This is a genomic window from Sphingobacterium sp. IITKGP-BTPF85, assembly GCF_001006065.1.
GTDB lineage: Bacteria > Bacteroidota > Bacteroidia > Sphingobacteriales > Sphingobacteriaceae > Sphingobacterium > Sphingobacterium anhuiense.
Genome location: NZ_ASZT02000079.1, coordinates 1 through 24,337, shown reverse-complemented (window position 1 = coordinate 24,337; position 24,337 = coordinate 1). Strand labels below are relative to the sequence as shown.

The following is a 24,337-nucleotide window of genomic DNA, read 5'->3' as shown; positions in this document are numbered from 1 at the left end:
TCAATATCACCAGTATATCCACAATTGGCATTAACAGGAATGAATTCTGTGATTCTTGGCGCGACTATGCAATTACCTGAAACATATTCTTCATGGACATTTAACAAGTCTGTTGCTGAAAATTTTAACGGAGGAGTTCCCCCTGTTGGTAAACAAGGAATAATATTTGAAATAGACAACACAGTTCCCGATTGTGAAGTTGTTATTAATTTATTTGAGCTCTTCAATGACATTGAGTTTATTGAATTTGCGAGCAAAACAAAAAACATATTAGCAGCTATAAAACAGGAATTGGTTATTTTAAAAATAATGAATCAGAGGTTATTCTAAAGATTGATAAGATAACGACAAAACAAATATGGGCATATGGTGGATATAGCTCCTCAATAAAAAAATTGGCTGAAATGCATTTTAACCGTACTCCGACTACAAAGGATCTAATCCTTTTCAATATACTAATTAAAGAACATAACAAAACCATTGGAGGAAATTGGGTTACCGGTACAGCAAAAGACAGGGTAGTAAAATTACATATTGAAACAGCTCAAAAACTACCAAAAAAATAACTAATCATTAACACGAGCTTTATATTGCATAGGATAACGAGTACATTTGAACTAAACGTCTCTATACAATTTCAGGTCTTATTGACGAATTTTTGCTCCGAAATCAGCCACTAGGCCACTGCTCCAAGCGCGAAAACGTTAGCTGCACCTCTAATGAACAAAACTAAAAAACAAATGAGCGGACTAAAAGGACATATTTCTGAATGGCTAATTGAACTCGGGGAGATAAAAGCTGCTAATTTTTTGAACGATTGTGAAATTGACCAAACATACATTGACACAATATTTTCAATGGACAGTGATGTCGAAACTTATATGTATGAAGTAACGATAAATGTACCTTTAAAAACACATCGAATAATTGTTGATTATGCTGCAGAAACTTCAGCAGTTGAATCTGCAATAACGGAAGCTGGAGAATCAGACGGAATTTTTGTTCGTAGTATTAGCTGGAGACCATATTTGAAAAATGAACATAAAAAGCAAATTGACAAAAAAGCTGAAGAGATTACGCAACTTCTAACTCAAGAATATGTAAATAAGCAAATTCGCCTTATGAACAATTCTATTGAAAACAATCCGCATGTTGCTTTAGGAATTTCAAAGGAATTGATTGAGACTTGTTGCAAACATATTTTGAATAAAGCTAATATAGAGATTAGTAAAGACTGGGACATAGCAAAATTGGTAAAAGAAACCAATAAACAAATTGATTTAGTTCCTTTTGAAGTTGAAAACATAGAATTGGCGAAGACATCAGTTGCGAAGATACTAAGCGGATTTTCGAACATTGTTCACGGAATAACAGAATTAAGAAACTCATATGGAACAGGACATGGGCACCTTCCTGAATTTAAATCATTAGATATAGTATATATAAAGCTTGCAGTTTCTGCATCGAGTGAATTAGCAATATTCTATCTAAGTCTAGAACAACTGAATGAAAAAAAAGAGCAGCAACTAACACGGTTTAGCGCAATAGGAGGTTAAGGCTAAAATTTAAAGTTTCTGCTTTCTTTTCCGAAAAAGTCAATTACATTGACTTTTTTTCTTAAATTTATTCAATTAATTTGCATTTGCTGTAATATTAAAAGAAAATCGCCTTGATAAACAAGATCAATTGGTTTAAAATAAAAAATTGGAAAAATAATCAACTTCAAAAGTTGAATTTTCACGCTAAAATAATAAAAACACAATTACAATTACTTTCAATAAGATATATGACATGGATTAAAAAAAATCTAACAATAATATATTTATTACTTGCAGTAATATTTATATTATTTCCAAACACATCATACTCTCCATTTTCCGAAAAATGGAATGAAATTCTTCAAAAAATAGGATTTATTAGTTTAACATCAGGTATATTCGCAGGTGTTTTAAAATCTATACAATTTACTGGATTGTTTCAGGAAGAACTACAAAAAATCGTTTCAGGAAGTGAATTTTTAAAAAATAGAAAAGACCTACAAGATTTGTGGAAAGAAATATCTAAAATTATTTATTCAAAAAAGTTCCCTGAAATAAGCGAAGAGTTGGAGGATACAATTTTAAATTCATATTTCCAAAAGAAAAACATCATTATAATAAAGATATGATTGTAACAATCAATATCCATGATTTAACAGATGAGTTACTAATTAGTTATACTCAGACAATTGAATATTTTGCTATTTTAGATTCTGAAGCAAATTCATCAATTATATCTTACACAGATTCAATGACAGATGATGAAGGGGTAGAAGAACGAAATGAGCTCTTGTCATTTAAAATCGATGATATTGATGTATCTTTAGAAGATTGCAGTAAAGAAGTTAAAGAAATTGGAAGAATTAAATATATTCATGAAGTTCCAATTAAAGGAAAAAACAGTTTTAAAGTTTACTTGAAAATTAAAAATACCTATTCATTAAAAGGAGAAAATGTAAAACTTCTAAAATTTAATACAATAACAAAAAATGTAGATGTAACCGTGGCTCACGCTAAAAATGTTCAAGTTACGTTTTTTAGTGTAGGTCTTATAAATGACTTTGAAGAAATACATACAGATATCGAAAATACGTTGAGCAGAAGACATAGAAAAGGGTTATTTTTACCTAAACAAGGGTTTGGATTAAGTTTTAACAAAATTTAACTTGTATTAATCAAGTTAATAGACTAATTTTGATTATAAATAATAATTAAAAATCACTATGGGATATATTAGAGAATTCAAATTAGGTAGTGACGGATTAGTAGGATAAAAAAATTCATTAACTAAATACATTTATTATGAAAAAGTTTCTTTTAGGAAGTGATGGATTAGTAGGATAATTCTTAACAAATAAATTTGAAATGCTGGATGTGTATGCGTTCAGCATTTTTTTTATGAATACGACGCTTGGGAACTACCTTTGGCTCAAATGCACTGGATCTATCCCGTCTAGACTCTAGTTCAAAAGCACCTGTATTAAGGCCCCGGACAATCTTTTTGGTCTTACCATTACGACGATTGGAATTACTTAATGCCTTACGTCCTGAAGGTGACTCTCTAGCTCGCCATCCATCATCGAAGTAAATACTTCATTATGGGCGCCTGAACGCCCTCGTTGGGAGATAAACTCTTCCCGCTATAAAGACCTTGCATAGCTTCCTCTTTGAAGCGTTCAAAGTCGAATGGGGTCTTTTCTTTCATGACCATGTCGTTTGAATGATTAAATATAAAAAATCTTATTGAATTATTCCATTGACACAGTTTACGTTACAGTCTCTAGTCGGAAGATGAAGTTAACAACTCCAAAGTTTAAAAAGCCAATAACAAATTACGATTATTACGACACCAATTACTGTTGATGAGCTTCCATTGACTAAAATTAATAGTGTCCTTATCCATTATTTAATATTATAGTACGACTGAAGAGCCTGAGCCAAAACATTACCGGCAGCCCCAATACCAATTTGCCAAGAACCGTCTAGTACTTTACCAAGCATTTTATGCATCCAGCTATTTACAGGTTCACCAAAATTTTCTTTTGAAACTGGGGTTGTCTTATCTACAATTTTCAACAAATCATCAACATCTGTTGAAGGCAATTTTTCTGCAAGTAAAAAATCTTTTAGAGCCTCTTTATTGCCCTTAGTAATATTGATGTTAGCCTCGACCTTATTGTTATCGCCATTATTTATAATAGCTCCGTCACCCGAATTATTAATTGTTGTATTCATAATTTGATTGATTACATTGTTATTATTTGCTAATATTAAGATATCTGCTTCTACACCAAATTCCTGTTCCAACTGAAGCATGAATTCCAATAATTTTGACCTAACATTTGATACAATATTATTTAGAAAAGTTGCTGGTATTTCTAAATATATACTTGATATTTGAAAATAAGGATTTCCTATTTCCCGAATAGAGTTCTCAACATAGTATTTCTGATAAGCATTTACACTAATTTTCACACCTTTCTTCCCAATTAATTCTTCTATAGATGATACACTATCGAGACTGCAAATTGCAGTTAAAGATTTAATCATCTTGATATCAAGGTGAGCAATTGGAATATCTACATTAGAATATTGATCATATCCGTTCAGGTAACTACCTTTTAAAATACCTTTTGACCTTCTGTATCCTGGAAGTTCGTCTTTGTCTTTATATCCACTTAGTTCACTTTCAACCCACAGAAGTACTTGAGCATTTCTAATTCTAGTCGCAAGTACTTTCGTCTTTAATAGTGGATCATTAAGTGAAGTACTCGTACTAACAAGATCATTTATAATCGATTCTAATAATTTCATGATGGCTGTTGATTTATTTATCCTCAGCCAATGTTAACATTGCCTTTGCTACACCTTTAGTAGAATCATCATACTCTTCATGCAGGTAGCCATGCTTTTCATTCAACATGTAGAAATCTCGATATATATCAAATGGATTTTGTGAACTGCCTACCCAGCTAATAACAATATCTAAAATTTCATTCATTATGGGCTGAAATGTCATACGTCCATCAGAACCACGAGTACCTTTACCATCCGACTTGCGCTTGCCTAAATTTAGAAAAATATTCTTTTCATCATAAATGATATCGCGCATTTCTTTAGCTTCTTCTCCTTTTGGTAAATGATCTATCAATAGTTTTTGAATACCTTTATAATAAACATTGTACTTCTCCGCCGGATTTTCTAATTGTTTACCAACCAATTCACGAAGCTCATCTATCTCCTTTAAGCTACCTACTTCCCCGTCAATGGTCAATTGTTTGCCTTTTTTCTCATGCGCACGCTGTAGAAGCTCAAGACGTTCTAAATCTGCTTTAATGATTGATTCCTGTTCCTGAATCTTCTTTTTATTTTCTTCTTCCATACTATAATTTATTAATTAATTTCAAATACTGCTTTAATTTTGTCACTACTTTCCTTTACACTATCTGCATTCCACGCGATGGGATTTAACTTGGATAAAGCTGTTTTATAATCTGGATAAAACTCTTTAAATACATTAAAATATTTTTTGTCGTAAAGTTCGTTCTGATACCAAGCATAGAATGAATAGACCAATGAAGGATGTATCTCCTTTTCGTTGGCAAATCGCTCTACCATGTATGGGTTATTAATGTATGGATTGATGTAGTCGAAATCATTCTTCGTAACAAAATATTCTCTTGCAAAATTATTGGCTTTGTCTTCGATCAAGAATAGATCTTCATCGTCTGACAAATGGTATTTATTGGTTCTGATCGCATCATAATCAAACAAAACATGATGTAACTCGTGTAACAGTGTAAACCAGATTGTGGGGTACTTTTTCAAATAATCGGTCAATACAATGCATGGCTTATCATTGATGATAAATGTGGCTCCTTTTACATGAGTCATCGGTAGGTAATTCTGAAATATAACCGTAACTCCGATATTATATAGCGCTCTACACACCGTGTAAAGACCATTTTTGACATCTTGAGAGTATGGCTTCATATTGATAATGACGTCTTTCAGTCTTTCCCGATTATATTCGTTGGAATTATCAACCTTTTTGAAAGTCTGATATGCTGAACGCACCCAAAAGTCTTTCATCTTGTCTGAAAACTTACGCTTGGTTCTACTGTAGAGAGGTGCAACCAACTCTTCTTCAAACTGACGGATTGAATCATACCCAAAGTAATGTAATACCCGATCCACTAATAAATCAATGTCATTTATATTTTCAAAAAAACCTTCTTTGGTGAGGGTCTTGATATCAAAATTCTTCATCAAAAACTTCACCTTACGTGCGCGATCTATAGTGGCTATATTTTCGGCATTCTGATTCTTTAAAACAACTTGGATAAATTCATCAACATTTACCTCTAAAAACTCTGCTATCTTGACGACATGAATGAGATTGGGTTGTTTGGCGGTACCGTTCACGATATCCTCAAACACATCTTTATCAATAGCCAAAAGCTTTAAAGCTTTAGTTCTTGTAACTCCGTACTCTTCTATCTTTTCCTCAAAACGTCCCTTTATATCTAACGACACATCGTCGTCAAATATATCCTGAAGGAGTTTGTCTACATCTATATTTTTCACAATTAAAAGTATTTACCCTTCAAAGATATGGAATATTTTGATATATTTTAAAAATAAAGGGTAAATACCCTTTATTTTTAAAATATCATTACAACTTAGATTGAATACATTATAATGTAAACGCAGTTCTTCATTAAGAAAAATTAACTTGTATAAACTTTTAACCGAACATTTCCGACAGTATGTAAATAATGTGAGGTTGTTCCTAAGATTTGAAGGATATCAGAAGATGCATTTCTTTTATTCAGACTTGGTTGGACAATATTAATATGGAATCGAAGTTCTTTAGTCCATTTCGCTGCATTTAACAAATATTCTAAATCATTTTCTGTGCCTTTAATTAGCCTCGAACATTCATTCCCTTTATTTTTTTTATCTTTCTTTTGAACATATGTTCAAATTCCTTCCCTGATCGATACTTCCAATTAAGCGATTTTTGAGCCTGTCCACAGACCTGATAGAAATTTTCTATATTATTTCCAATTTTTCCTTGTCGTGCATATTTTAAATGGTAAAGATGAACATCGATATGATCCTCACCATTATTTATACCTATAATATCTGCGATCTCACCACTGCCATCATCATCATAGATAACTTCGTACTCGTCTCGAATCTGTTGAATGAATTTATATTGAATTGAGTCTTGCACATAAGGATCTATTCCTTGAGATTCATGTGAAAGGTTAACACCTGGCCAAGCCTGATCAATGATTTGATCCAATGAAATATGATCCGCCTGTTTTCTAAGTTTAACATATTGGTTCTGCATTAATTGGCTACCATCAGCAAACCAAAAGAGAGGTGTTACATTCTTTAAATAATCAACAAGTTGCTCAGTCTTTGTACCTATGAGTATAGTCGCAGTTGTATTGTTAATTTTCAATATATCAAACCTTGGCTCCAGCTCACCATTTACCTTTTTATTAGACAGTACGAGATCAAATTGAACACTATTCAAATCATTTGAAATCATGAAACGCAAATTGTCGCCGTCATACTCCACAACATCAATATCCAATTCCCAAAGATATGACCTAATACCATTTAAATATACTTCATATCTACTCTCAGAAGATTTATACATATCTGGGCTCCAATCGACTGAAATCGCTTTTACTTTAGGTTTAGAAAAGATAGTTTCAACTTGAAGAGTGTGTTCTAAAACTGTATTTGGATTAATACTTGAATCATTAACAATGTCACCTACAGATCGGCACCATCCTGTAAGTTGTTGTATATTACCTCTAAGATATGACCAGATCTTTCCTTTAACAGAACAGCCTAAGGATATCTTGTCTCCATTTTTATATCCTACTCCAAAAATATTATTCTTTATTAGCGTCCCCTGCTCTAACATCTGCAAACCATCTTGCACACCTTTACCATAGAAAGATTGGAAAGTGATATCCTGACCTACACCTTTTCTTGCCCCAACATTGAAAAGTGATAATCGATGAACCTCATGAAATATTCTAAAGACGTTTATTCCCGTTATTTTAGCCTGATTACCTTTAAAAATCACATTTAGTAATTTTTCAGAAGAAAAGTTTTTGATCGATGTATTAACAAAAACACGATTTACTTCAGGGCGTCGATCCCAGAACACAATGATTATATCCCATGATAAATCTTGAACAGTGTCAAACCCTCCCCACTCAACACGAGTTACTTTACCTAAAATTATAACTAGTGTATTTTCTTCTGCATTATAATCTGAATATTGGTGATCATAGGTATTCAGATTTTTAATTCCTTCCTTCCAATTATTAGGATACCAAGAATCACCATCATTTTTATATATCACGGTACTTAATGCTGGATTAATATTCTGAAACGGTATCTTAGAATCCTCAAGGTGTCTAAAACCATCTAAAAACTTTTTGAAATCAATTTGCTGTTGCTCTGCCCCCTCACTCAACATTGGTAATAAAAGATTCCAATCAGCATCTTTTGCGTAAAGTTGATCCAACTCTTCTTTAATTGGCGGATATGCCATATTTGTAACAAAACTCGCCTTTCCTAATTTCTTATAACTTGTTCGAGTAAAACGACCAATAAATTGCAGTGTAATTGGCAAACTTTGGCGTTCGTCATGAATAGCTCCTATCTTGAGTTCGGGAAGGTCAAAACCTTCTCCTAACATATCTACACAAATTATAATAGAATGTTTTTTTGCTTTAATTGCCTCTAAAGTGTTTTTTAAACCTGGTCTATTATTGTAAACTACCACTGGATTAAGATCGGTATGAAGAGAATAATATTGAAAAACCTCCTCAGCTCTGTATTTAGACATACACCGAGCCAGAATAATATGTGGATATCCATTTTTGATATCAGCCCTTAATATAGAAACGGCTTTATCTGCAATCATTTGATCAGCTTTAGCGCGATCATATTCTCTAATCGGTAGAAATTGGATCTCTTTATAATATTCCTGCTCTTGTGCTTTACGAAGTGAAAAAGTAAAAATAAATTTCCCTTTTAAGCGCTTTCCATCATTCCTGTATGGGGTCGCAGTAAAAAGATACACTTTGTGTTTTTCAAAATGCGAAATAAATTCCTGCCAAGTATCGGCTTCGGAGTGATGCGCCTCATCTACATAAAAGTGTGAAAACATTTTTGACATTAACGCCTTCTGCTCTGGACTAGCGTTAGCTGCTATTGCCATGGTTGTGACAACTACATTACTTTTTGAAATAAATTCTTCTAATTCCTTTTCAGTATCTATTCCAGAAGATAAGATTCCCACATGAGGATTTATAGCAGATTCTCCAACCACACCAAAATCCTTTAATAAACCATACGTGAGAAACTTTTCAAAAAGCTGTGTACGTAATGAATCAGATGGAACGGTAATCAAGAGCTTGTTTACTTGAGTAGCCACCATCGAACTAATCATAGTTTCAGTCTTTCCCGTACCAGTTGGCATAACTATTATACCGATATCATCTTGATTATATCCATGAGCAAGAATAGAATGTACTGCACCTAGCTGAGGATTGCGGAGGCCAATTATATTCTTTTCAATGTCTTCTTTTATAAAAAAGAAATTTCCAGACCAAGACGCAGTAACTTCTTCACATATAGATGGAACAATTGCTGGATGCTTAAGCCACTCTATCAAATTTAAATTCTCTGTTTCAAAATCCTTTTTCGTAGGTTTTCTAGAGGATAGTATTACAAAGGAGTATTCATCAGAAACAAAATTCCTATCTGTAGTAATTACATAAACATCTTCACCACTTTTAATTGTAAACGGAGTATTATTCTCAATAACACAATCTTCCAAAACAGCCTCGTTAGTACAATGCTGAATAATCCGATTCCCTCCTTTACTATATTTTATATCTAAAACTCTTGGCAGTCTAGTCTTAATCATATACATCTAAAATAAAATACTAAAAAACAAATATTATCAATACGCAAAAAAGCCCCTAAATAGTAATTTAACTAAATAGATTTCTAATATCTTCAGGCCAATTTACTCGATGTTCAAATCGTTGTTCATATAGTTCTTCAGCTATTAAATCAGCTTTAGTAAACTGCGAGAGCTCCACCCAAGCATTACCTAATACATAAGTAGCATTGTTATGAAAAATACTTTCGAGCACAAAGAATTCCCTATGTGGAAATCCAAACACCACATACCCATTGAACCCTGCTCTACCTATTGCAACAAAGTTTGGATTATAACTAGATATTATTTCAAATCGTTGTCTAATTATTGGCTGATAGTTTTCTTTAACCCTATCTATGAGTACTTCGACATTATTCCTCAATCTCTCCCAAGGATATTCTCCTCCAGGCAAAACTGTCCAATTAAGTCTTCTAACTGGAACTTGAAAATCAACTATGCCATTATTATCATCACCTACCGTATCACACTCTCCAAAAAGCTCAAGAAACAAATTAACAATATGCAAAATATCGACATAGTTAGCCGGATCCTTAACTAAATCTGGTGAAACAATTAAAAGTTCATTTTGATCGTTTTCCACCACAGCAAGCTCGATACTTGGCGGTGGAATTTCCGTTCTTGGATATCTAAAATAGGGAATATCTACCGTGTGCGAATTCCCATGCCAGTCCGTTATTACACCTTCCCGATATTTTTTCTCTTTTTCTCTATCTTTATGACTAATAAACCCACCTTCAGCATTAAATCGACTTCTTCTTCCAACAAGATTTGGTAAGATTTGAATACCAGACTCTAAGTCATCAAATCCGGCGTTAATCACTCTTTCTTCAAAATCATTTGGCATCAGCAGCGCTATTCTAAACCTCGCTCCTTCTTCTATATCTACTAAATACTTTTGTACATTACGTATTCTCTTTCCTTGAATCTTCATTTTCTTTCTTTTAACTTCTACAGCTGATAAACAAATTAACAGGAAGCTTTGACTCCCTGTTAATATTAAAAATTACTATTATTTCCTTTTTGGAATTTTAATAGTCTCCACAACGGTAGTTCTAGGTCTCTTTTCGGCCTCTTTTACTGGAATAAATTGTCCGGTTTCAGCATCTCTACCTATCTTTATTTTTATTGTTTTGTTCGCCATAATCTACTATATTAAAAATACACAGGGTGTTTACAGTAAACCTCGTGAGTTGCTGATAACACATTAATAGTCCTATAAATAACGTGGCTGGCTGTAAAGGAAATCGGTATGCCGCTATACCCGATTGTCGTTAGAAAAGAGAAAGTATTAATACGGTTTCCCGTAGTTTATTCTTGGTATTGCAAAACAAATTGCGTTATTTCGCGTTCAAATATTACGAAAACACTTTCATCTACTTTTCTAAGTACGAATGATAAAAATTTCAGAGGGCTAGGTGGTCCAACACTTAGCTCTTACTTTTAATATCATTTCCTCTTTTTATTTTTCTATCTAATTATTCTACTTTATTTATATTTATAAATTTTAAACCTGAATTTAAAAGAAGGCCAGCTTCGAATCCAAACTAATCCTTAAAATCACATTATTATTTAGCTTTATTCTTTAACAACAAATATCAAAATTATATTTTGAAGCCGTAACTTGACTTATCAACACTGGTGGAAAATCATAGTCAATATATGGCTTTACGCAAGTGTAATATTTGTATTAAACTAATAATCAACACACAATTGATGTTGATAACTTTAGAAAATCAATTTACAAACGAGAAAAAAAAGATATTATTCTTATATAATTTTTACAGTTAAACATGTATCAAAGTCGATTTCCACTGAAATATACGAGAGCTAAGAAAAGAACATACGAAATATTTTTCTCTCAGATATGCTTTTTTAACTATGATATTCTTAACACATTTGAAATTAAACTCAATTCTTTTCGAAGTAGATTTTACTCTAGAAAATCAAGGTCTTCATTTCTCGGGATTCTCAAATAATCCAAAACTAAATTTAAATCAAATTCGATATTACTGATTAGATTAGCATTTGATTCCTTTAATTCTTTATAAGTACTTGTCTTTTGAAAATGAGAAAATATATTTTGAAACAGACCAACTGTTTCTCTCAATTTCTTATCAAGATTGTCGGCTATTAGTTTTGTAAAGAAATCTTTATCTTCTATAGAGAGGTTGTTACTTGTAATAACTTTACTGTATACTTCTAATTCTAAACTCAAAAACCTTAAGACTTTCTCATACTTTTTTAGCGTTTCTACTTTCATTTTTAAATAAGCACCAGTTCCAAAATTTACCTGCACACTATCTTTAAAATCTGATACCAAATCTTTATAAGAAGTGAATGATCTCTGTCCAATGGTTATCTGAGTTTCTGCCTCGTAGTTTTTCAACGTGTATTCTAATTGTTTGTATAGAATATCTAATACTCTATTGAAATTTGTATTTTTTGTGTTGTCCTTTGCAACCTTTCTCGCATCTTGGTAAGTAGCAAAAACAAAAATTACAGCTAAAATATTAAATATCAATGCAACTAAAGCAATGGCAGCATTTATACTATTATAACCCTCTCCATCATTAATTCCATAACATTTCCAAATACTATATATAACATATACTGGTATTAAAGAGCAACTAATAACCACTAGAACTAACCCTATTCCTATGTCAATTTTAAAGAACTTTTCTTTATTATCACTGTTGTAACTAATCATAAGTTTTGAAGAGAATTATCTAGGGTAAATATTATTTTGGAACAAATTCATAAATGATTCTTTATCATAAACTTCTATAACATGATACCAGAAATGATGTTCAGGATCATCATGCAGACGGAAAGTACAATTTAATGTTGGAAGAAATTGTTCTTCTTTCTCGTTGAGCGCATCTAAACTTAATCTTGTGACTTTTTCATAAGATACAGGATCCGTATCAATTTCAGTCCTAAAGAATGAATGTTTTGTGCCAACTCTAATGTTTCTTGGGTAGTTAGCTCCCCTGCGTAGATTTTTGTTTGCATATATTCTGAGTTTATAATTGTAAAGATAATCACTCAAAAGCATCACATTTGTTACCCCTTCATTTTATTGTATAAAACGCAAACGTAGTAATTTTTGGTTCATAATCAGTAAATTCATTCTTTAAAAATTAAGTTTTTTTATCATGAAGAAGATCAATACAATCAATTTAAAAAATCTGAAAATCAAAGATTAAAAAATTAAAAGCAAAATAGTTATGTAATTTGCAATTGTGCGTAATGATAAGTAATCTTATTTTACTTAATATAAAGGAAACCGTAAAGGGGATAAAATTCATGTGTTGTTTGACTTCGTTCGGGACTACCCCAATCAATTTTGCTACTTCCAATCATATTTCAATACCTTAACTTGGTAATGCTTTGCCGTTACACATTCTAAATTCTTGTCATTAAAAACGGCTAAATTATATCCTCCCTCAGCCATTGCGCTTCGGTACTCTACGCCATCAAATCCTAATGATTTGATAAACTCACAAAGGTATTGCGTCGGCAAATAATCTAGATTTACATCTTGCTTGCGCACGGGCTTTGACAACTCTTCTTCCAGTTTTAATAAATAGGATCGTATTTTAATAAACTCTTCGATTTCAAAACCTCTATCCTGTATCTCAAATGGACCGTAAAGAGCTATGTCTTTGAGTGAAATCACACTGATCGGTGTATGTAAGACAAAGGTACCCACCGTAATCGACTCGTGTAAGGAAACTCGTGTCTCATAAAGTGTCGTCTTCTCTTGATCGGAGATGTACAAGTAAGGAATACCAACAGGATTGGCTCTGCCAGGGGTAGTGATTTCTTTTGGTGGTTTTCCTAATTTATCTAAGGGAAGTTCATCTTCGCTAATTCTAGCTCTATAAAAAAGCGTCTCTTTAGGATAGGTTTTGGCAAATCGGGAAAACACAGATTCGAGAAGATCAAGATCTAAGGTTTGACTTATAAAGAAACGATTCTGGTCCTTAATCTCTTTTGCAAAGGTGTCATACTGTAAATCATAAACCTCGTCCTCGACATTGCCATTTAAATAGATCTGAAGCTCTACGGGCTGTTCAAATAAAATATCCTCGTAGCCGCCCCACCCCACGTCCTATTTGGTTAACTAGATGCTTAATGTCCTTTGTTTTAAGCAGGTCTTGATTAAATAAACTTGGCCAATAGTGGTCTATATGTTCGTGTAAAGCAACAGATATATCTTTCTTTAAGGATAGTATAGCTGTAGCATGGTTGGTGTAAAGAACAAATATTTGCTCAAACATATCTGACAACCCCTCACATACTAATATGGGCACATCCTTTGACGAACAGAAATCACATGATCCACGACCTTTTGACTCCGCCTCTATCCTACTTCGCAACCCTTGGTCGGCAAAGCAATTGACACAGCAATTCATTTAGAAATAGATTTTAGATAAGTCCTTGCATCAATTCGATATGGTGCATGATTGATAATTTCTTCACTACACCTAAGCCTGAAAATGACTGCTTGTTGTAATGGTTACGAAACTCTTTCAATGCCATCGTATCTGGAATGTTGTTTTCGTCAACAAAACGAATCAATTCTTCTAATGCTTCAAAGTACTTACCTGCTGGATCTGATGTTCCTCCATTGGTGGTAGAAACAAAATGTCCTATTCGAATATCTTCATCTCCTTCAAGCTTAAACGTAAGATGTATAGCTACTGCATATGCAGGTCCTCCGCCTTCAGTAAATCCACTGCCTATGGTTTGATAATCTGAAAAAGCTAAGCAGCCTTCAGCTTTATAATCCAAGTAATCGGTGGAGAAGACTTCTTCTGGTATGGAGATATAATCTGTATTCTTGGTTTGCTTGTTGAAGTAATCGCTCAAAAGAGATATATTGTCGAACTTACGCTTTAGCCCAAATAGACTATTTATATGAATGGTATTGAAAAGACAATTCGTGTGTTTTGTAAATTCACTCAGGGCTTGGATATCATTTGTCTTATTCAAATGAACTAAGGCATAGCCTGAACCTTCAAATCCTTGTTCAACAATACTTTCGCGAGCAAATACGCTGTCTCGATCAGCTTTTATTAAATATGTAGGTATGATTGATTCAACTCCTAGCTGTTTGAATTCCTGTATGAGCCCAAAAATTGGTTCACTGTTTTTCTTTAAATCTCCAAATTCTGGATTTACAATCAACTGTACCCTTATTCCGGCTGTACTTAATACTTTTAGGGCTGTCCTTAGGGAGGATAAATTACTTTTACTGGCTCTATGATAGGAACTATCTTATCAGAATCCAAAGGAAGCGATACTAATTCACGTAGTGCAATCAATTCAAATTGTTTGCCTCGGAGATATGGAAAGTACATATAGGCTATTTATAAAAGGTTCTTACTTAGATTATTAATCATTGTAAGATACGACTTTTTATTGAATTGCGACTGGTAGAAGGAGAAATTCATATAAGCAGGCACTTCACCTTCATTCAGATAGGTATTGGTCTGGTGATCTATACGCTGTTTTAAAATGTTGCAATATTCTTTCTGGACTTGTTCAACTGGGAACTGGCGCAAAACTTCCAAACAGCTTCTGTAGTAAAACGCAGGTGTAGCTTCAGGAATGAAACCGACCAGCTGCTTTACAAGCTTGGTATACTCGGGCTTCCGTAAGGATCCCATCATGAAGGTGTTATCCAGCGACTCGGTACGTGCTGTTGCTGCTCGTAGTTCATAGACCGATCCATTGGCTGTATACAATAGTAGTCCTACATGCACGGGCAACAGATTAAGATACTTGTCTGCTAGTGTGGTATGTGTGAATACGTACACTTCGGTAAAGGCTTTGTAATAGTCCTCGAGCTGGCTTTGTAGACGCTCAGGACTGTCCAGTTCGGTCTTGATCTCAAAGACTTTATTGGTACCATTCACGAGTACGGCATCAGCGATAGACTGACCTACCCGAAACTCGTTGAGAAGTATGGTATCATCGAGGGCATACTTCTTCTGTACATAATCGTTTAACAGCTTATTCTTGTAGAGGTACTCGTGTCTATAGTGCTGTTCGAGAATCTGATAAGAGTGTGCGATAAGGTCGCCTAATTTTGTTGGTCGCTCAGTGCTCATCTCTTTCCATCCCGTATATTTCTTCATACGCTGTATATACGAAGACTGATTGCTCGAGCTGGATAGTCTCTTAAATGCCGCGTGGGACACCATAGAAGCTAGCTCACGCAACTGTCCTTTATCGTATGTTGGGATGCTGATCATGTTGCAAAGTTAAAAATTTAGAGTTGAATATCTATTTAAACACTTAAAACTTTTAATACAAATACGATTATTGGGTATTAACTGTAGATTGGTGGAACCGACAGATTATACAGGATTTAGTATCATTTATAAAGTTCTCTCCACTGTTCTCCAAACTATTGCCTCTGTCTGTAATTGGAGTTCCTCTATGATAACGTCAATATCGTCGGTGAGTCCAACCTCTAGAATAAGTCAATCGACATATAAGGATAATGTTGATCCTGCTACAAAAACCAGATGATCTTTTAATTATTTATAAAAACAACTGTGAAATATTGAAAATAAAACTATATGAAATTTTACTGCGTTATTAAGTTAGTTTGGTATATATTTATAAATGATTCCAAATAGGAGTATCATGTAGCCAAATTAACTTATTTTGTTTAAAATTATGAAAAGAATTGTAATCCTAGGCTTATTGTTTGCTTTTACTAAACAAGGGTTTAGTCAAAAAGCCTCTGTCATCGATACTTTAAAGTATGATGCGATGATAAATAAGCAAGACGCCAAGAAATTCAAAAACGGAATGGATATCAATCTTTATGTTGCTTCTGACCAAATAGCTATTCGGTAGGTGATACGTTGATATTAGGAGAACCAACGGGGGAAGGTAAAAGCGCATTTAGCAAAAAGAGAAATTTTGAATATATGTTTTATGGAAAACCTGCGGGTGCTATATTTACAGGTGTGCGAAACGTTGAAGAAGATTATAAAGGGTACAAAGTAACCATAGAAAAGATTCAATTAAATAAAGGGGCATTAGGAATGGAAAACTACGTTTTTATGTATGCAAAGCCTCTAGAGAACAAAGATTTTACAGTTCTTTTTGATAAACATATTACCATCACAATGTTTGACAATGCTCTGGAAAGAAGAGAGATTAAACCAACTAAAATTAATAGACCAATGACAAGAGATGAAGCTGTCGCGTACCTTAAGAAGAAAAAAGACGAGCTGGATTTGGAAATAATTAGTAAAGAGGATTATGAAAAAATAAAAGAGAAACTCTTACCAGTAATTCGAAGTAATTAATCTTGTTATTGGTTATTAGCAACTATGAATATCAGGGCTATTTTCATAATTTGTATATATTTATTTGCATCCTGTAAAGCGGATGTAAATAATAAAACTACGTCTATTCTACCGAAGATAATGGGAATTCATTTTATGAAAAATCTGAACAGCAAAACATTCCTGAAGACGAGGAAGATGATGACAGATATGAATATAAGGATGGAATGTACTGCGCAACAGTGGAATATTATAACCCAAATACGGGAACCAATAGCTCATATACCTTAAATATCGAGATCGAAAATGATAACTTAGTTACTATACATTGGCCAAATGGAGGCTGGTTAGACGAGTCCCATTTTATCTCGGAAGACATATCCAGTGGTTCTTGCTCCTTTACAAGTGATAAGGGCAATGAGTACAACGTAACTATTCTAGGTCAAAACTGCCAATTCACAGACAGATCGATATCAGAAGACTTTAGTGGAGAAGATGAAATGGATATTGACGAAGAAGAGGAAGTGGATGAAGAAACGGAATAAGCTTGATTTTGGAGTATTCCATACAGATAGGTATTTAGGCAAATAATAGAATAGCTCTAAAATTCACGTGATAAATAGAAAGTAATGCAGAGCTTTTTCAATATTGAGCTCCGCATTTTTAATTACACAAGTTTTTTTACTTCTTTCCTTGTTGTTTTTTGGGCGGAAGTAACGACGGAGTATTACCCGGAGTTTCCTTATTATCCCGTTGACGTCTGTCTGGTTTTCCTGTTGAGTCAGCAATTCTTTTTGGACCTGTTTTTAGTGCCATAATGTTAAAATTTAAGTTATAAATTGTATTAATTATCATCTAAGAAATTATCAGAATTGGTATAAAATCAAGATCTGTTATAAATTTCGAAAATATCGTAATAAGTGATTTCATCTTCTATGGTTTTAAGATAAACGATCTTTTCACTTGCAAATACTGAACTAGGACTAATCACCACTTTCGCTTCACCTGCACGGACATCGAAATCTAACGCATCATTCTTGTTATTGGGTAAAGGAACAAAATCTCCTTTATCTCCTACCTGCACCCTTAGTTTTCCTGAAAGACCAGGAGTCTGTGAACAATACAAAGAAAGTACTGTTTTTTTAATTGGAATATTGCGTCTTATATTCTCCTTTTCAGACTCAAACTCTTCACTTGTTATTAAACCTGAGTCCAGCAATGTCTTAAGTTTGTATAACTCATCTGTAAAAGACTTTTGATTGGCATTTAATATTCCATCAGTCTGCTTCTTGTTCTGGGACAGCAACTGCTTTTCAAATTCGATTTGCTCATTGGATTTTGATACCAAAGTGAATATGAGGCCGATCAACGGTGAAAGTAAGATCGAGAGAAAGAATGCACCTACAAATCCAATATTTCTATTGCTACCTATAGCACCTACAATTATCGAAAAGAATATCCAACCTAAAAATACTTCCATTACTCATTTTTTATTGCTAATAATTTAATCTTGATCAAAAATACCGTTTGTTTAAATTGGTATTATACGGGAAACCTTACAACAAGATATTTTTGACAAAAGACCGTTTTTTTATGTTTATAAATAGAGAATTACATTACGACAATGATAACTGGAGCTGTTAACGTGGTCGTCAAATGAAATTAAGAATAATATTCATTTCATTTTTGAATCTTTCTTTATATCGAAAGTGATGCACACAAAAGTAAACCTTAAAGTAGAGAAACTTCGAGTATTGTTTGACTATGCTTCGGGACTGCTTCGCCCCTTTTTCGGAACGCCTCTACTGTTTCCCTACCCTGCCTATACCTTCCTCTACTGTTTTTGTAGAGGCAAGGTAGACAAACAGTATACAAACAGTAGAGGCACAGTAGACATTTCCCGAAGCCTTCCCGAACAGTGTGCGAATAAATACCTAAGCTGACGTTCCTTCCTATTGTTAATAAACTCTTATATTGCCCTGACTTAAGAGCGGTTGATCGCCGCCGTTAACGACTCCTACTGAAGATACAAAATGAAATACAGTTTCTATAACTGATAACCAAAATCCTTTGGGTTTACTTCCACCTTCGATTTGTACAATTTCCATACAATCCTACTCTTGGACATTAAGGCTCTTTAAATTATCTTACTTTTATGTATAAAAAATTCACTTCTACTCTATTTAAAAGCATTTTCGGATAACGACTTCCTTTATCAACACTACAAACCTAAACCTCCCCAATGCACAAAAAAAGCATTAGGAAAGAATATTCAACATAATTAACCATTTATAAAAAATGGCAAATTAAAAGATATTAATATCCTCAGTCAGTCTAATTTCATCGTACTCTACTGCTAAAATACAACATCCGTAATCTAGCAATATTGAAATTACGATAGTATAAACTTATACGATGTTATTCATCTATTGTTTGTATTTCAACTAACTCTGAGTCGACCATAGCTTCCTCTCGGACATGGTGCCTAACATTTAAAACATTCATTAATCTCTGTTTTAATAAACCTCTTCTATTTTTATGGAACTCTAAGAAGTTTATCATCGTCAAATCATTATCTGAAGGAATTTGGTGTAAATTTTTATAATTAATTAACTGGTCATCTTTATAAGCATTTTCAACCCAATCTTTAAATGGTGTTGCATTTTTCTCTAGATTTTCTGTTTCTTGTATCAATTGCAAATTGGACAAAGTGTTGAATGAAGCTATGTATTGCTTTCTCAACCCCTCATCTTCAATTCCCAGCTTAATCAATTCTTTGTCAGTAAAATACTTTTTAGGATGTATATGATCTTGATGGAACACAAAATGATGGTTTAAAGGATAAAGTAGACTTAACACCATAAATGCAAACGCAGAACCATATTGGGTGTTCAATAGGTTTTCAATAGAATCTTCATCAAAACTTAAAGACTTATTTTTCCCTTATACTCTTCCATGAGTTCTTTTAAAGGGAATCTTCCGAGATTAGATGAAATAATTTCTCTGTAGGTTGGATACAAACTATCTGGAGTACCTCCAAATACTTTTTTCAACAATGCGCGTACTAACCATTCCTTGACTAATTTTCTATTATCTGAATGAACCGAACTACTTAAAAATTCGTTACCAAAGTTATTTTTATGTAAAAAATAAGCAATGGGAATAATTGCGTTATAGGCCGTTAACGTTTTATCATTAAATCCAAATGAAGCAATTAACTGTACTGCGGTTTGTAAAGAATTAGAAACTTGATCCCATTGTTCCTCAATTAAATTCATATTTTCGGTCGAGAAATTATCGACTTTAAATTTTATATCTTTTAGATCCGTCAATACAAGACATGCTTTCAACACGAGGTCTTTACTCACATTAAACCCCTGCTTAGTGTTATTCAACGTATCTACAAAACCATGGATGATTTCCCTAGCATCTTTATTTTTCCACTGTGCTGTAGCTATAGAAAGTAGTAAATCCGAATAACTTAGCTTAGTCCCCCCGCTATTAACGCGGATAAAAATATGTAAGACTTTGTCTAACTCTTCTGATTTTTCTAAATAAAAATTGATGAGCTCCTTTTGTGTAAAATATTGATATAACTTAGATAATGTCTCTGAAGCAAATTTCCCTTGATCAGCTGAATATCTTGATGTATCCATCAATCCATGATTTGCGATATAATCGAATATATCTGGAAAATCACTAAACTTTAAAATATCACCAACTCTAAACCAGTGATATTTATCTTGGTGGTTGTTTGCGAAATTATTAAATTCTTCTTCGGATAAGAATCTAAAATCATATTTACGATCGACATCATCAGCTTCTTGTAGTAAATTGATATACAACTGTCTTTTAGGGAAAGCAAGATCATTTTTCCACCCATATTTATTCAATTTATAGGCATAACTACCTTTAAGTCCGATGTATAATGAGGTTAAGCGTTGCTGACCATCCAATATAGCAAATCGATCTTTTTCACCGTCTAATTCTGCTAACTCATTATGTCGTTTATCGCGCTGATGATAAAATGGTAAAAATCGATAAAACTTGAATTTGTTTGTATTCTCGCCCTTTACTTTCCAAAATAAAAATGTACTTATCGGATAATCACGCAAAATAGAATCAAATAACAATTCGATTTGAACAGTATTCCAAACAAATTCGCGCTGAATAGCTGGTAAAATAAACTCTTGTTCCTGAATACTTTTTATTGCATCTTTAACTGTAATCGGTTTCTCGTAAGCCATTATTTATGATATATTTTTTAAATTATTCTTCTTGTTTACTAGTCTCTTAATTCATCCTCTAATTTATTTATACATCTGTTATAGACTTAGATGCTAGAAATTTTAGATGCATATTTCGTATGTACTATTCCTTAGTTTTGATAATAATCCGTTAAATAACGATACAATCTCGTAATATCGACATCAATTTGTGTTTTTGAACAAGTTTAGCTTTGGAATGTCTACTGATCATAATGAGTTTACCGGTGAAATCAAACTTTTCCAAACCATATTTCACTTGCCATGGCACACCGATATCTGTTGCACAAACCGCCCCAGCTACTATTTGAATGTATTCAATCCTTTTATCAAAAAACTCGTCTTCAATGAGAATAATGTGTTCACGGTTGTTTTGTAAGTACTGAAATAGTGCTTTGGGGCTACTAAATACGGGTGCAATAATGAGGTCAGAATTTTCATTGACTATCGATTGTAATAGACTTGCTCGCAGCGCATCTAGACAATCTACAACGATATACGATTCTCGAATTGGTATCTGTAGACCTAGCCTAAGCGAATTGAACCGCTCCTGTACGCTCATATTTGGTAACTCCATTTAATCACATTTAATATTATTTTAAATATCTACCTTCTCCTTTATGCAGATTATATTTGATATTCAACATTATTACGCTATACACATCATTAAGATGTGCCTTCGTAAAACATCTCCTATTGTTTAGCACTATACAGCATTTTGAAATACATGGACATAAAATTCAATCTTTCTCAAAGCTAATAACACAAATAGGCATAGACAATTTTATATCAAATACTTTTTCATAATGAAACACAATTTCAAAATCATCTACAATATAAACTGAAAATCAAAGATTAAAAAATAAAAAGCAAAATTGTTATGTATTTCGCAATTGCGCGCAATGATAAGTAATCTTATTTTACCCAGTATACGGGAAACCGTAAAGGAGAAAAAAGAGGAAAACATTCGGCTTTATCTGCTTAACAGACCTTGCATAATTTATACTGCCGATTGCAATTGCGCCTTTGTCTTTCGATTCGTTTCAGGAATCAAAATGATCATTACACCTTTATATTAATTCAAAATCAATACATTCATCGCTGATAAAAGTCTTTTTTATTTCCTTTTGTAGTATATTAGCAAATACTATATTTCTTATGCTAACAGTGATACACTTTTAAAATTCAGTCTGCCATTTTCGCCAAGCCACAAACCATCTGTAATTTTACAAATACGACAAATACAAAATGAGAGTTTATAAAACGGGACTTATTCTGATTATTTTAAGTTGGATTGCTTGCTTAAATCTTTATTGGATAATATTTGGAGGACCAGTTTTATAATCGGACTTTTGATAGTATGGCTCTCTAAAATCAAGCTAAAGACAAAATTACTAACGACCTTTTTACCACTGCTACTTTGGTATCCTGGAATGCTTGCATTCTTATTTTTAGCCTCAAAGCATATGACACCAGAGACCTTTCTTATTCCTAAAGACTTTAGAGGTCAAATCACGCTAATTTATAATGAGCCTTGTGGACAGACTGTTCCAAAAGTAGACGGAAGACTGATTTACAAAATTCCAGATAATGGAGTTATGATACTCACAAACAAATTTGAGACTGGTATTATAGACCAAGAGTATTATTTTGTTGATAACAACTGGAACAAAACAGAAAAAATACCTGAACTTATACAGCAAGACTTTAATGGAGTTGCTACCTTTGAGTGTAGACAGTTTGCTCCTTACTTGTATATTAGGCGAAATTTTTGTCTATCGCCTTTTTTTATAAACAATATTCGTAGGATATGAAAAATTATGTACCCAATAGTGTTGAACTAATTGATAAACATTTAGACCAGTTTTTCGATGAAAATGAAGACATTGTCGTCTTTGACGAAATTGAATCAGATGTCATTCATAGAGATGTGTATTTTGTAAAAGCAAATGAAGACAGGCCATACCATATTTTGTTAAGTTGTGGCATGAGCGCTTTGCCCATGAAAGTTCCTTCAGACATTGATTTCTCTCCTTATGCTGAGGTCATGATTTTGTTACCAAAAGAATGGAACTTAGACTATGACTCCTTTGAGGATGAACGTAATTATTGGCCAATTCGGTTGATGAAAGAAATAATGATTTTGCCTCATCCTGATGAAACCTGGCTAGGATTTGGCCATACCTTTGGTCATGAGGATGATGATGAATTTGCGGAGAGAATTGGCTTTAATTCGGTGATGCTTGCAAATTCTATGGAGCTATCTGACGATTTCACACATATCGAACTTGATAGTGATGAGGTCGTGACCATTTTTACTTTAATTCCGCTTTACAAAGAGGAGCTCGAATTTAAGAAACAAAATGGCGCCACGGCGTTGTTGGAGCGCTTTGACCAATTTGGGATTGAGGAAATCGTAAAAGTTGGCAGACCAAATATTTGTGCTTAAATATATTCAGAAGACCCTTTGTATAAGATAATTATGGAAATTATAGGATTTAAAACAATGTCTTTACACCTTAATTTAGTTTTACTAAAACAAGCTGTAGCATTAGCCTCTTGTTCGGAGCCTGCCCTGTACGACTACTATGCGCTTACTGTTTCTGAAGACAAACTTTAGGAAAAAGTAGACATTTCCCGAAACTGTAACAAACAAAGGGGAAATAAAATGTAAAAATGCCACAAAAAAACCGCTTGGAATCCCAAACGGTTCTGTATATTTTAGAACGATATTCTATTTAAGTTTTTCGATCTCTTCAATGGAAAGTCCGGTAGCCTCAGCAATTTGTTTTACTGATAAACCTATCTTTGTAAGTTTCAAAGCTGTCTCCATAGCTTTCTTATGCTCCCCCCGGGCTTCAGCACTTACAACTGCTTTTTTAGCTTCTTCCAATTGCTTTTCTAGCCCTCCCAATTGTTCCTCTAATCCTTCTTGATACATCCGCACTGCTTCAGCATCCCACTTACGTTTTAAACTAATATCATACATAGTCCGTTCCTCCTTTGTCAATTTTGCGTAGCTGGCCAACTGAAAGAAGCGCTGAAATACTGCCGATTTCATAATCCTTGGCAAGGTCTTTAACGTAGACATATTCTTGAGCATAAAAAATACTTTATCCAGTTCGTCTTCAACCTCAATCTCGCTTCGCTTTTAACCAAAGTTAATTAATTTCTAAATAGATAAACCCCAAACCCGTCGTAAAAATTTACCCT

27 protein-coding genes and 1 pseudogene are annotated in these 24,337 nt (G+C 33.4%); 10 read left to right on the top strand and 18 right to left on the bottom strand.

Going from position 1 to position 24,337, the window contains the following annotated elements:
* From L950_RS15450 to L950_RS15435, 5 genes are all read left to right on the top strand, one after another.
* Positions 1–330: hypothetical protein (locus L950_RS15450; protein WP_231577310.1), on the top strand; the 330-nt coding region annotated here is incomplete at its 5' end.
* Positions 331–395: 65 nt separating this feature from the next.
* Complete coding sequence (locus tag L950_RS30250; protein ID WP_197086454.1) at positions 396–566, top strand: hypothetical protein; 171 nt, start codon at positions 396–398, stop codon at positions 564–566.
* Positions 567–740: 174 nt separating this feature from the next.
* On the top strand, positions 741–1,556 hold the full coding sequence (locus L950_RS26670) for an abortive infection family protein (protein WP_231577309.1): 816 nt from the start codon (positions 741–743) through the stop codon (positions 1,554–1,556).
* Positions 1,557–1,786: 230 nt separating this feature from the next.
* Positions 1,787–2,167, top strand: a complete 381-nt coding sequence (locus L950_RS15440; RefSeq protein WP_156169707.1) for a hypothetical protein — start codon at positions 1,787–1,789, stop codon at positions 2,165–2,167.
* Positions 2,164–2,703 carry a hypothetical protein gene (locus L950_RS15435; RefSeq protein ID WP_021190894.1) on the top strand — a complete coding sequence of 180 codons (540 nt, stop codon included), beginning with the start codon at positions 2,164–2,166 and terminating at the stop codon, positions 2,701–2,703. Before L950_RS15440 ends, L950_RS15435 begins: the two co-directional genes overlap by 4 nt.
* Positions 2,704–3,440: 737 nt before the next feature.
* On the opposite strand, the gene L950_RS15430 is transcribed toward L950_RS15435, so the two are convergent.
* The 11 genes and pseudogenes from L950_RS15430 to L950_RS15385 form a co-directional block, all read right to left on the bottom strand.
* A complete protein-coding gene (locus L950_RS15430) occupies positions 3,441–4,352 on the bottom strand; it encodes a hypothetical protein (protein WP_021190892.1) in 912 nt (303 codons plus the stop codon).
* Positions 4,353–4,365: 13 nt separating this feature from the next.
* Entirely contained in the window at positions 4,366–4,920 is a 555-nt protein-coding gene (locus L950_RS15425; RefSeq protein WP_021190891.1) for a hypothetical protein, read from the bottom strand.
* Positions 4,921–4,931: 11 nt separating this feature from the next.
* Positions 4,932–6,125, bottom strand: coding sequence for an ImmA/IrrE family metallo-endopeptidase (locus L950_RS15420; RefSeq protein WP_021190890.1), 1,194 nt, complete (start codon positions 6,123–6,125; stop codon positions 4,932–4,934).
* A 340-nt stretch (positions 6,126–6,465) separates the two neighbouring features.
* On the bottom strand, positions 6,466–9,513 hold the full coding sequence (locus tag L950_RS15415) for a DEAD/DEAH box helicase (protein WP_052764426.1): 3,048 nt from the start codon (positions 9,511–9,513) through the stop codon (positions 6,466–6,468).
* 61 nt (positions 9,514–9,574) lie between these two features.
* Positions 9,575–10,477, bottom strand: coding sequence for a hypothetical protein (locus L950_RS15410; protein ID WP_021190889.1), 903 nt, complete (start codon positions 10,475–10,477; stop codon positions 9,575–9,577).
* 78 nt (positions 10,478–10,555) lie between these two features.
* Positions 10,556–10,687: a hypothetical protein gene (locus tag L950_RS35525; RefSeq protein WP_021190888.1), complete on the bottom strand. Its 132-nt coding sequence runs from the start codon at positions 10,685–10,687 to the stop codon at positions 10,556–10,558.
* Positions 10,688–11,476: 789 nt separating this feature from the next.
* Positions 11,477–12,253 (bottom strand): hypothetical protein, encoded by a 777-nt coding sequence (locus tag L950_RS15405; RefSeq protein ID WP_021190887.1) that lies wholly within the window; start codon positions 12,251–12,253, stop codon positions 11,477–11,479.
* A gap of 15 nt (positions 12,254–12,268) precedes the next feature.
* On the bottom strand, positions 12,269–12,604 hold the full coding sequence (locus L950_RS15400) for a hypothetical protein (protein WP_156169706.1): 336 nt from the start codon (positions 12,602–12,604) through the stop codon (positions 12,269–12,271).
* A 291-nt stretch (positions 12,605–12,895) separates the two neighbouring features.
* The gene (locus L950_RS15395) at positions 12,896–13,657 is read right to left on the bottom strand and encodes an RES family NAD+ phosphorylase (RefSeq protein WP_021190885.1); all 762 of its coding nucleotides are present in this window, start codon (positions 13,655–13,657) and stop codon (positions 12,896–12,898) included.
* A 320-nt stretch (positions 13,658–13,977) separates the two neighbouring features.
* A pseudogene (locus tag L950_RS15390) lies at positions 13,978–14,790 on the bottom strand (sce7725 family protein); the annotation flags it as partial.
* Positions 14,791–14,921: 131 nt separating this feature from the next.
* Positions 14,922–15,809, bottom strand: coding sequence for a sce7726 family protein (locus L950_RS15385; RefSeq protein WP_021190883.1), 888 nt, complete (start codon positions 15,807–15,809; stop codon positions 14,922–14,924).
* A 430-nt stretch (positions 15,810–16,239) separates the two neighbouring features.
* On the opposite strand from L950_RS15385, the gene L950_RS15380 reads away from it, so the two are divergent.
* The 3 genes from L950_RS15380 (at position 16,240) to L950_RS15370 (ending at position 17,404) form a co-directional block, all read left to right on the top strand.
* Positions 16,240–16,422 (top strand): hypothetical protein, encoded by a 183-nt coding sequence (locus L950_RS15380; RefSeq protein WP_021190882.1) that lies wholly within the window; start codon positions 16,240–16,242, stop codon positions 16,420–16,422.
* A gap of 8 nt (positions 16,423–16,430) precedes the next feature.
* On the top strand, positions 16,431–16,880 hold the full coding sequence (locus tag L950_RS15375; protein WP_021190881.1) for a hypothetical protein: 450 nt from the start codon (positions 16,431–16,433) through the stop codon (positions 16,878–16,880).
* A gap of 206 nt (positions 16,881–17,086) precedes the next feature.
* Positions 17,087–17,404 carry a hypothetical protein gene (locus L950_RS15370; RefSeq protein WP_052764425.1) on the top strand — a complete coding sequence of 106 codons (318 nt, stop codon included), beginning with the start codon at positions 17,087–17,089 and terminating at the stop codon, positions 17,402–17,404.
* 136 nt (positions 17,405–17,540) lie between these two features.
* Here the strand turns inward: L950_RS15370 and L950_RS35520 are convergent, their stop codons facing one another.
* The 6 genes from L950_RS35520 to L950_RS15355 form a co-directional block, all read right to left on the bottom strand.
* Positions 17,541–17,675: a hypothetical protein gene (locus tag L950_RS35520; RefSeq protein WP_262507104.1), complete on the bottom strand. Its 135-nt coding sequence runs from the start codon at positions 17,673–17,675 to the stop codon at positions 17,541–17,543.
* A gap of 67 nt (positions 17,676–17,742) precedes the next feature.
* Entirely contained in the window at positions 17,743–18,339 is a 597-nt protein-coding gene (locus tag L950_RS30245) for an SHOCT domain-containing protein (protein ID WP_021190878.1), read from the bottom strand.
* 478 nt (positions 18,340–18,817) lie between these two features.
* Positions 18,818–18,967, bottom strand: a complete 150-nt coding sequence (locus L950_RS33455) for a hypothetical protein (RefSeq protein ID WP_021190877.1) — start codon at positions 18,965–18,967, stop codon at positions 18,818–18,820.
* 310 nt (positions 18,968–19,277) lie between these two features.
* Positions 19,278–19,682, bottom strand: a complete 405-nt coding sequence (locus L950_RS30240) for a hypothetical protein (RefSeq protein ID WP_197086453.1) — start codon at positions 19,680–19,682, stop codon at positions 19,278–19,280.
* Positions 19,683–19,783: 101 nt separating this feature from the next.
* Complete coding sequence (locus tag L950_RS15360) at positions 19,784–21,106, bottom strand: DUF262 domain-containing protein (protein ID WP_052764423.1); 1,323 nt, start codon at positions 21,104–21,106, stop codon at positions 19,784–19,786.
* 151 nt (positions 21,107–21,257) lie between these two features.
* Positions 21,258–21,701 carry a hypothetical protein gene (locus L950_RS15355; protein ID WP_021190876.1) on the bottom strand — a complete coding sequence of 148 codons (444 nt, stop codon included), beginning with the start codon at positions 21,699–21,701 and terminating at the stop codon, positions 21,258–21,260.
* Positions 21,702–22,590: 889 nt separating this feature from the next.
* Here L950_RS15355 and L950_RS15350 point away from each other — a divergent pair.
* A complete protein-coding gene (locus L950_RS15350) occupies positions 22,591–22,938 on the top strand; it encodes a DUF6843 domain-containing protein (protein WP_156169705.1) in 348 nt (115 codons plus the stop codon).
* Positions 22,935–23,573: a suppressor of fused domain protein gene (locus L950_RS15345; protein ID WP_021190874.1), complete on the top strand. Its 639-nt coding sequence runs from the start codon at positions 22,935–22,937 to the stop codon at positions 23,571–23,573. The genes L950_RS15350 and L950_RS15345 overlap by 4 nt, the downstream gene beginning before the upstream one ends.
* A 285-nt stretch (positions 23,574–23,858) precedes the next feature.
* Here the strand turns inward: L950_RS15345 and L950_RS15340 are convergent, their stop codons facing one another.
* Positions 23,859–24,263: a PD-(D/E)XK nuclease family transposase gene (locus L950_RS15340; RefSeq protein WP_156169704.1), complete on the bottom strand. Its 405-nt coding sequence runs from the start codon at positions 24,261–24,263 to the stop codon at positions 23,859–23,861.
* Positions 24,264–24,337 lie beyond the last annotated feature (74 nt).

What these genes read in the sequence shown, in the direction of transcription:
- L950_RS26670 (WP_231577309.1), top strand. Translation starts at nt 741, where the DNA reads ATGAGCGGACTAAAAGGACATATTTCTGAATGGCTAATTGAACTCGGG.
- L950_RS15440 (WP_156169707.1), top strand. Translation starts at nt 1,787, where the DNA reads ATGACATGGATTAAAAAAAATCTAACAATAATATATTTATTACTTGCA.
- L950_RS15435 (WP_021190894.1), top strand. Translation starts at nt 2,164, where the DNA reads ATGATTGTAACAATCAATATCCATGATTTAACAGATGAGTTACTAATT.
- L950_RS15430 (WP_021190892.1), bottom strand. Translation starts at nt 4,352, where the DNA reads ATGAAATTATTAGAATCGATTATAAATGATCTTGTTAGTACGAGTACT.
- L950_RS15425 (WP_021190891.1), bottom strand. Translation starts at nt 4,920, where the DNA reads ATGGAAGAAGAAAATAAAAAGAAGATTCAGGAACAGGAATCAATCATT.
- L950_RS15415 (WP_052764426.1), bottom strand. Translation starts at nt 9,513, where the DNA reads ATGTATATGATTAAGACTAGACTGCCAAGAGTTTTAGATATAAAATAT.
- L950_RS15410 (WP_021190889.1), bottom strand. Translation starts at nt 10,477, where the DNA reads ATGAAGATTCAAGGAAAGAGAATACGTAATGTACAAAAGTATTTAGTA.
- L950_RS35525 (WP_021190888.1), bottom strand. Translation starts at nt 10,687, where the DNA reads ATGGCGAACAAAACAATAAAAATAAAGATAGGTAGAGATGCTGAAACC.
- L950_RS15405 (WP_021190887.1), bottom strand. Translation starts at nt 12,253, where the DNA reads ATGATTAGTTACAACAGTGATAATAAAGAAAAGTTCTTTAAAATTGAC.
- L950_RS15385 (WP_021190883.1), bottom strand. Translation starts at nt 15,809, where the DNA reads ATGATCAGCATCCCAACATACGATAAAGGACAGTTGCGTGAGCTAGCT.
- L950_RS15380 (WP_021190882.1), top strand. Translation starts at nt 16,240, where the DNA reads ATGAAAAGAATTGTAATCCTAGGCTTATTGTTTGCTTTTACTAAACAA.
- L950_RS15370 (WP_052764425.1), top strand. Translation starts at nt 17,087, where the DNA reads ATGTACTGCGCAACAGTGGAATATTATAACCCAAATACGGGAACCAAT.
- L950_RS35520 (WP_262507104.1), bottom strand. Translation starts at nt 17,675, where the DNA reads ATGGCACTAAAAACAGGTCCAAAAAGAATTGCTGACTCAACAGGAAAA.
- L950_RS30245 (WP_021190878.1), bottom strand. Translation starts at nt 18,339, where the DNA reads ATGGAAGTATTTTTAGGTTGGATATTCTTTTCGATAATTGTAGGTGCT.
- L950_RS33455 (WP_021190877.1), bottom strand. Translation starts at nt 18,967, where the DNA reads ATGGAAATTGTACAAATCGAAGGTGGAAGTAAACCCAAAGGATTTTGG.
- L950_RS15360 (WP_052764423.1), bottom strand. Translation starts at nt 21,106, where the DNA reads ATGGCTTACGAGAAACCGATTACAGTTAAAGATGCAATAAAAAGTATT.
- L950_RS15355 (WP_021190876.1), bottom strand. Translation starts at nt 21,701, where the DNA reads ATGGAGTTACCAAATATGAGCGTACAGGAGCGGTTCAATTCGCTTAGG.
- L950_RS15350 (WP_156169705.1), top strand. Translation starts at nt 22,591, where the DNA reads ATGACACCAGAGACCTTTCTTATTCCTAAAGACTTTAGAGGTCAAATC.
- L950_RS15345 (WP_021190874.1), top strand. Translation starts at nt 22,935, where the DNA reads ATGAAAAATTATGTACCCAATAGTGTTGAACTAATTGATAAACATTTA.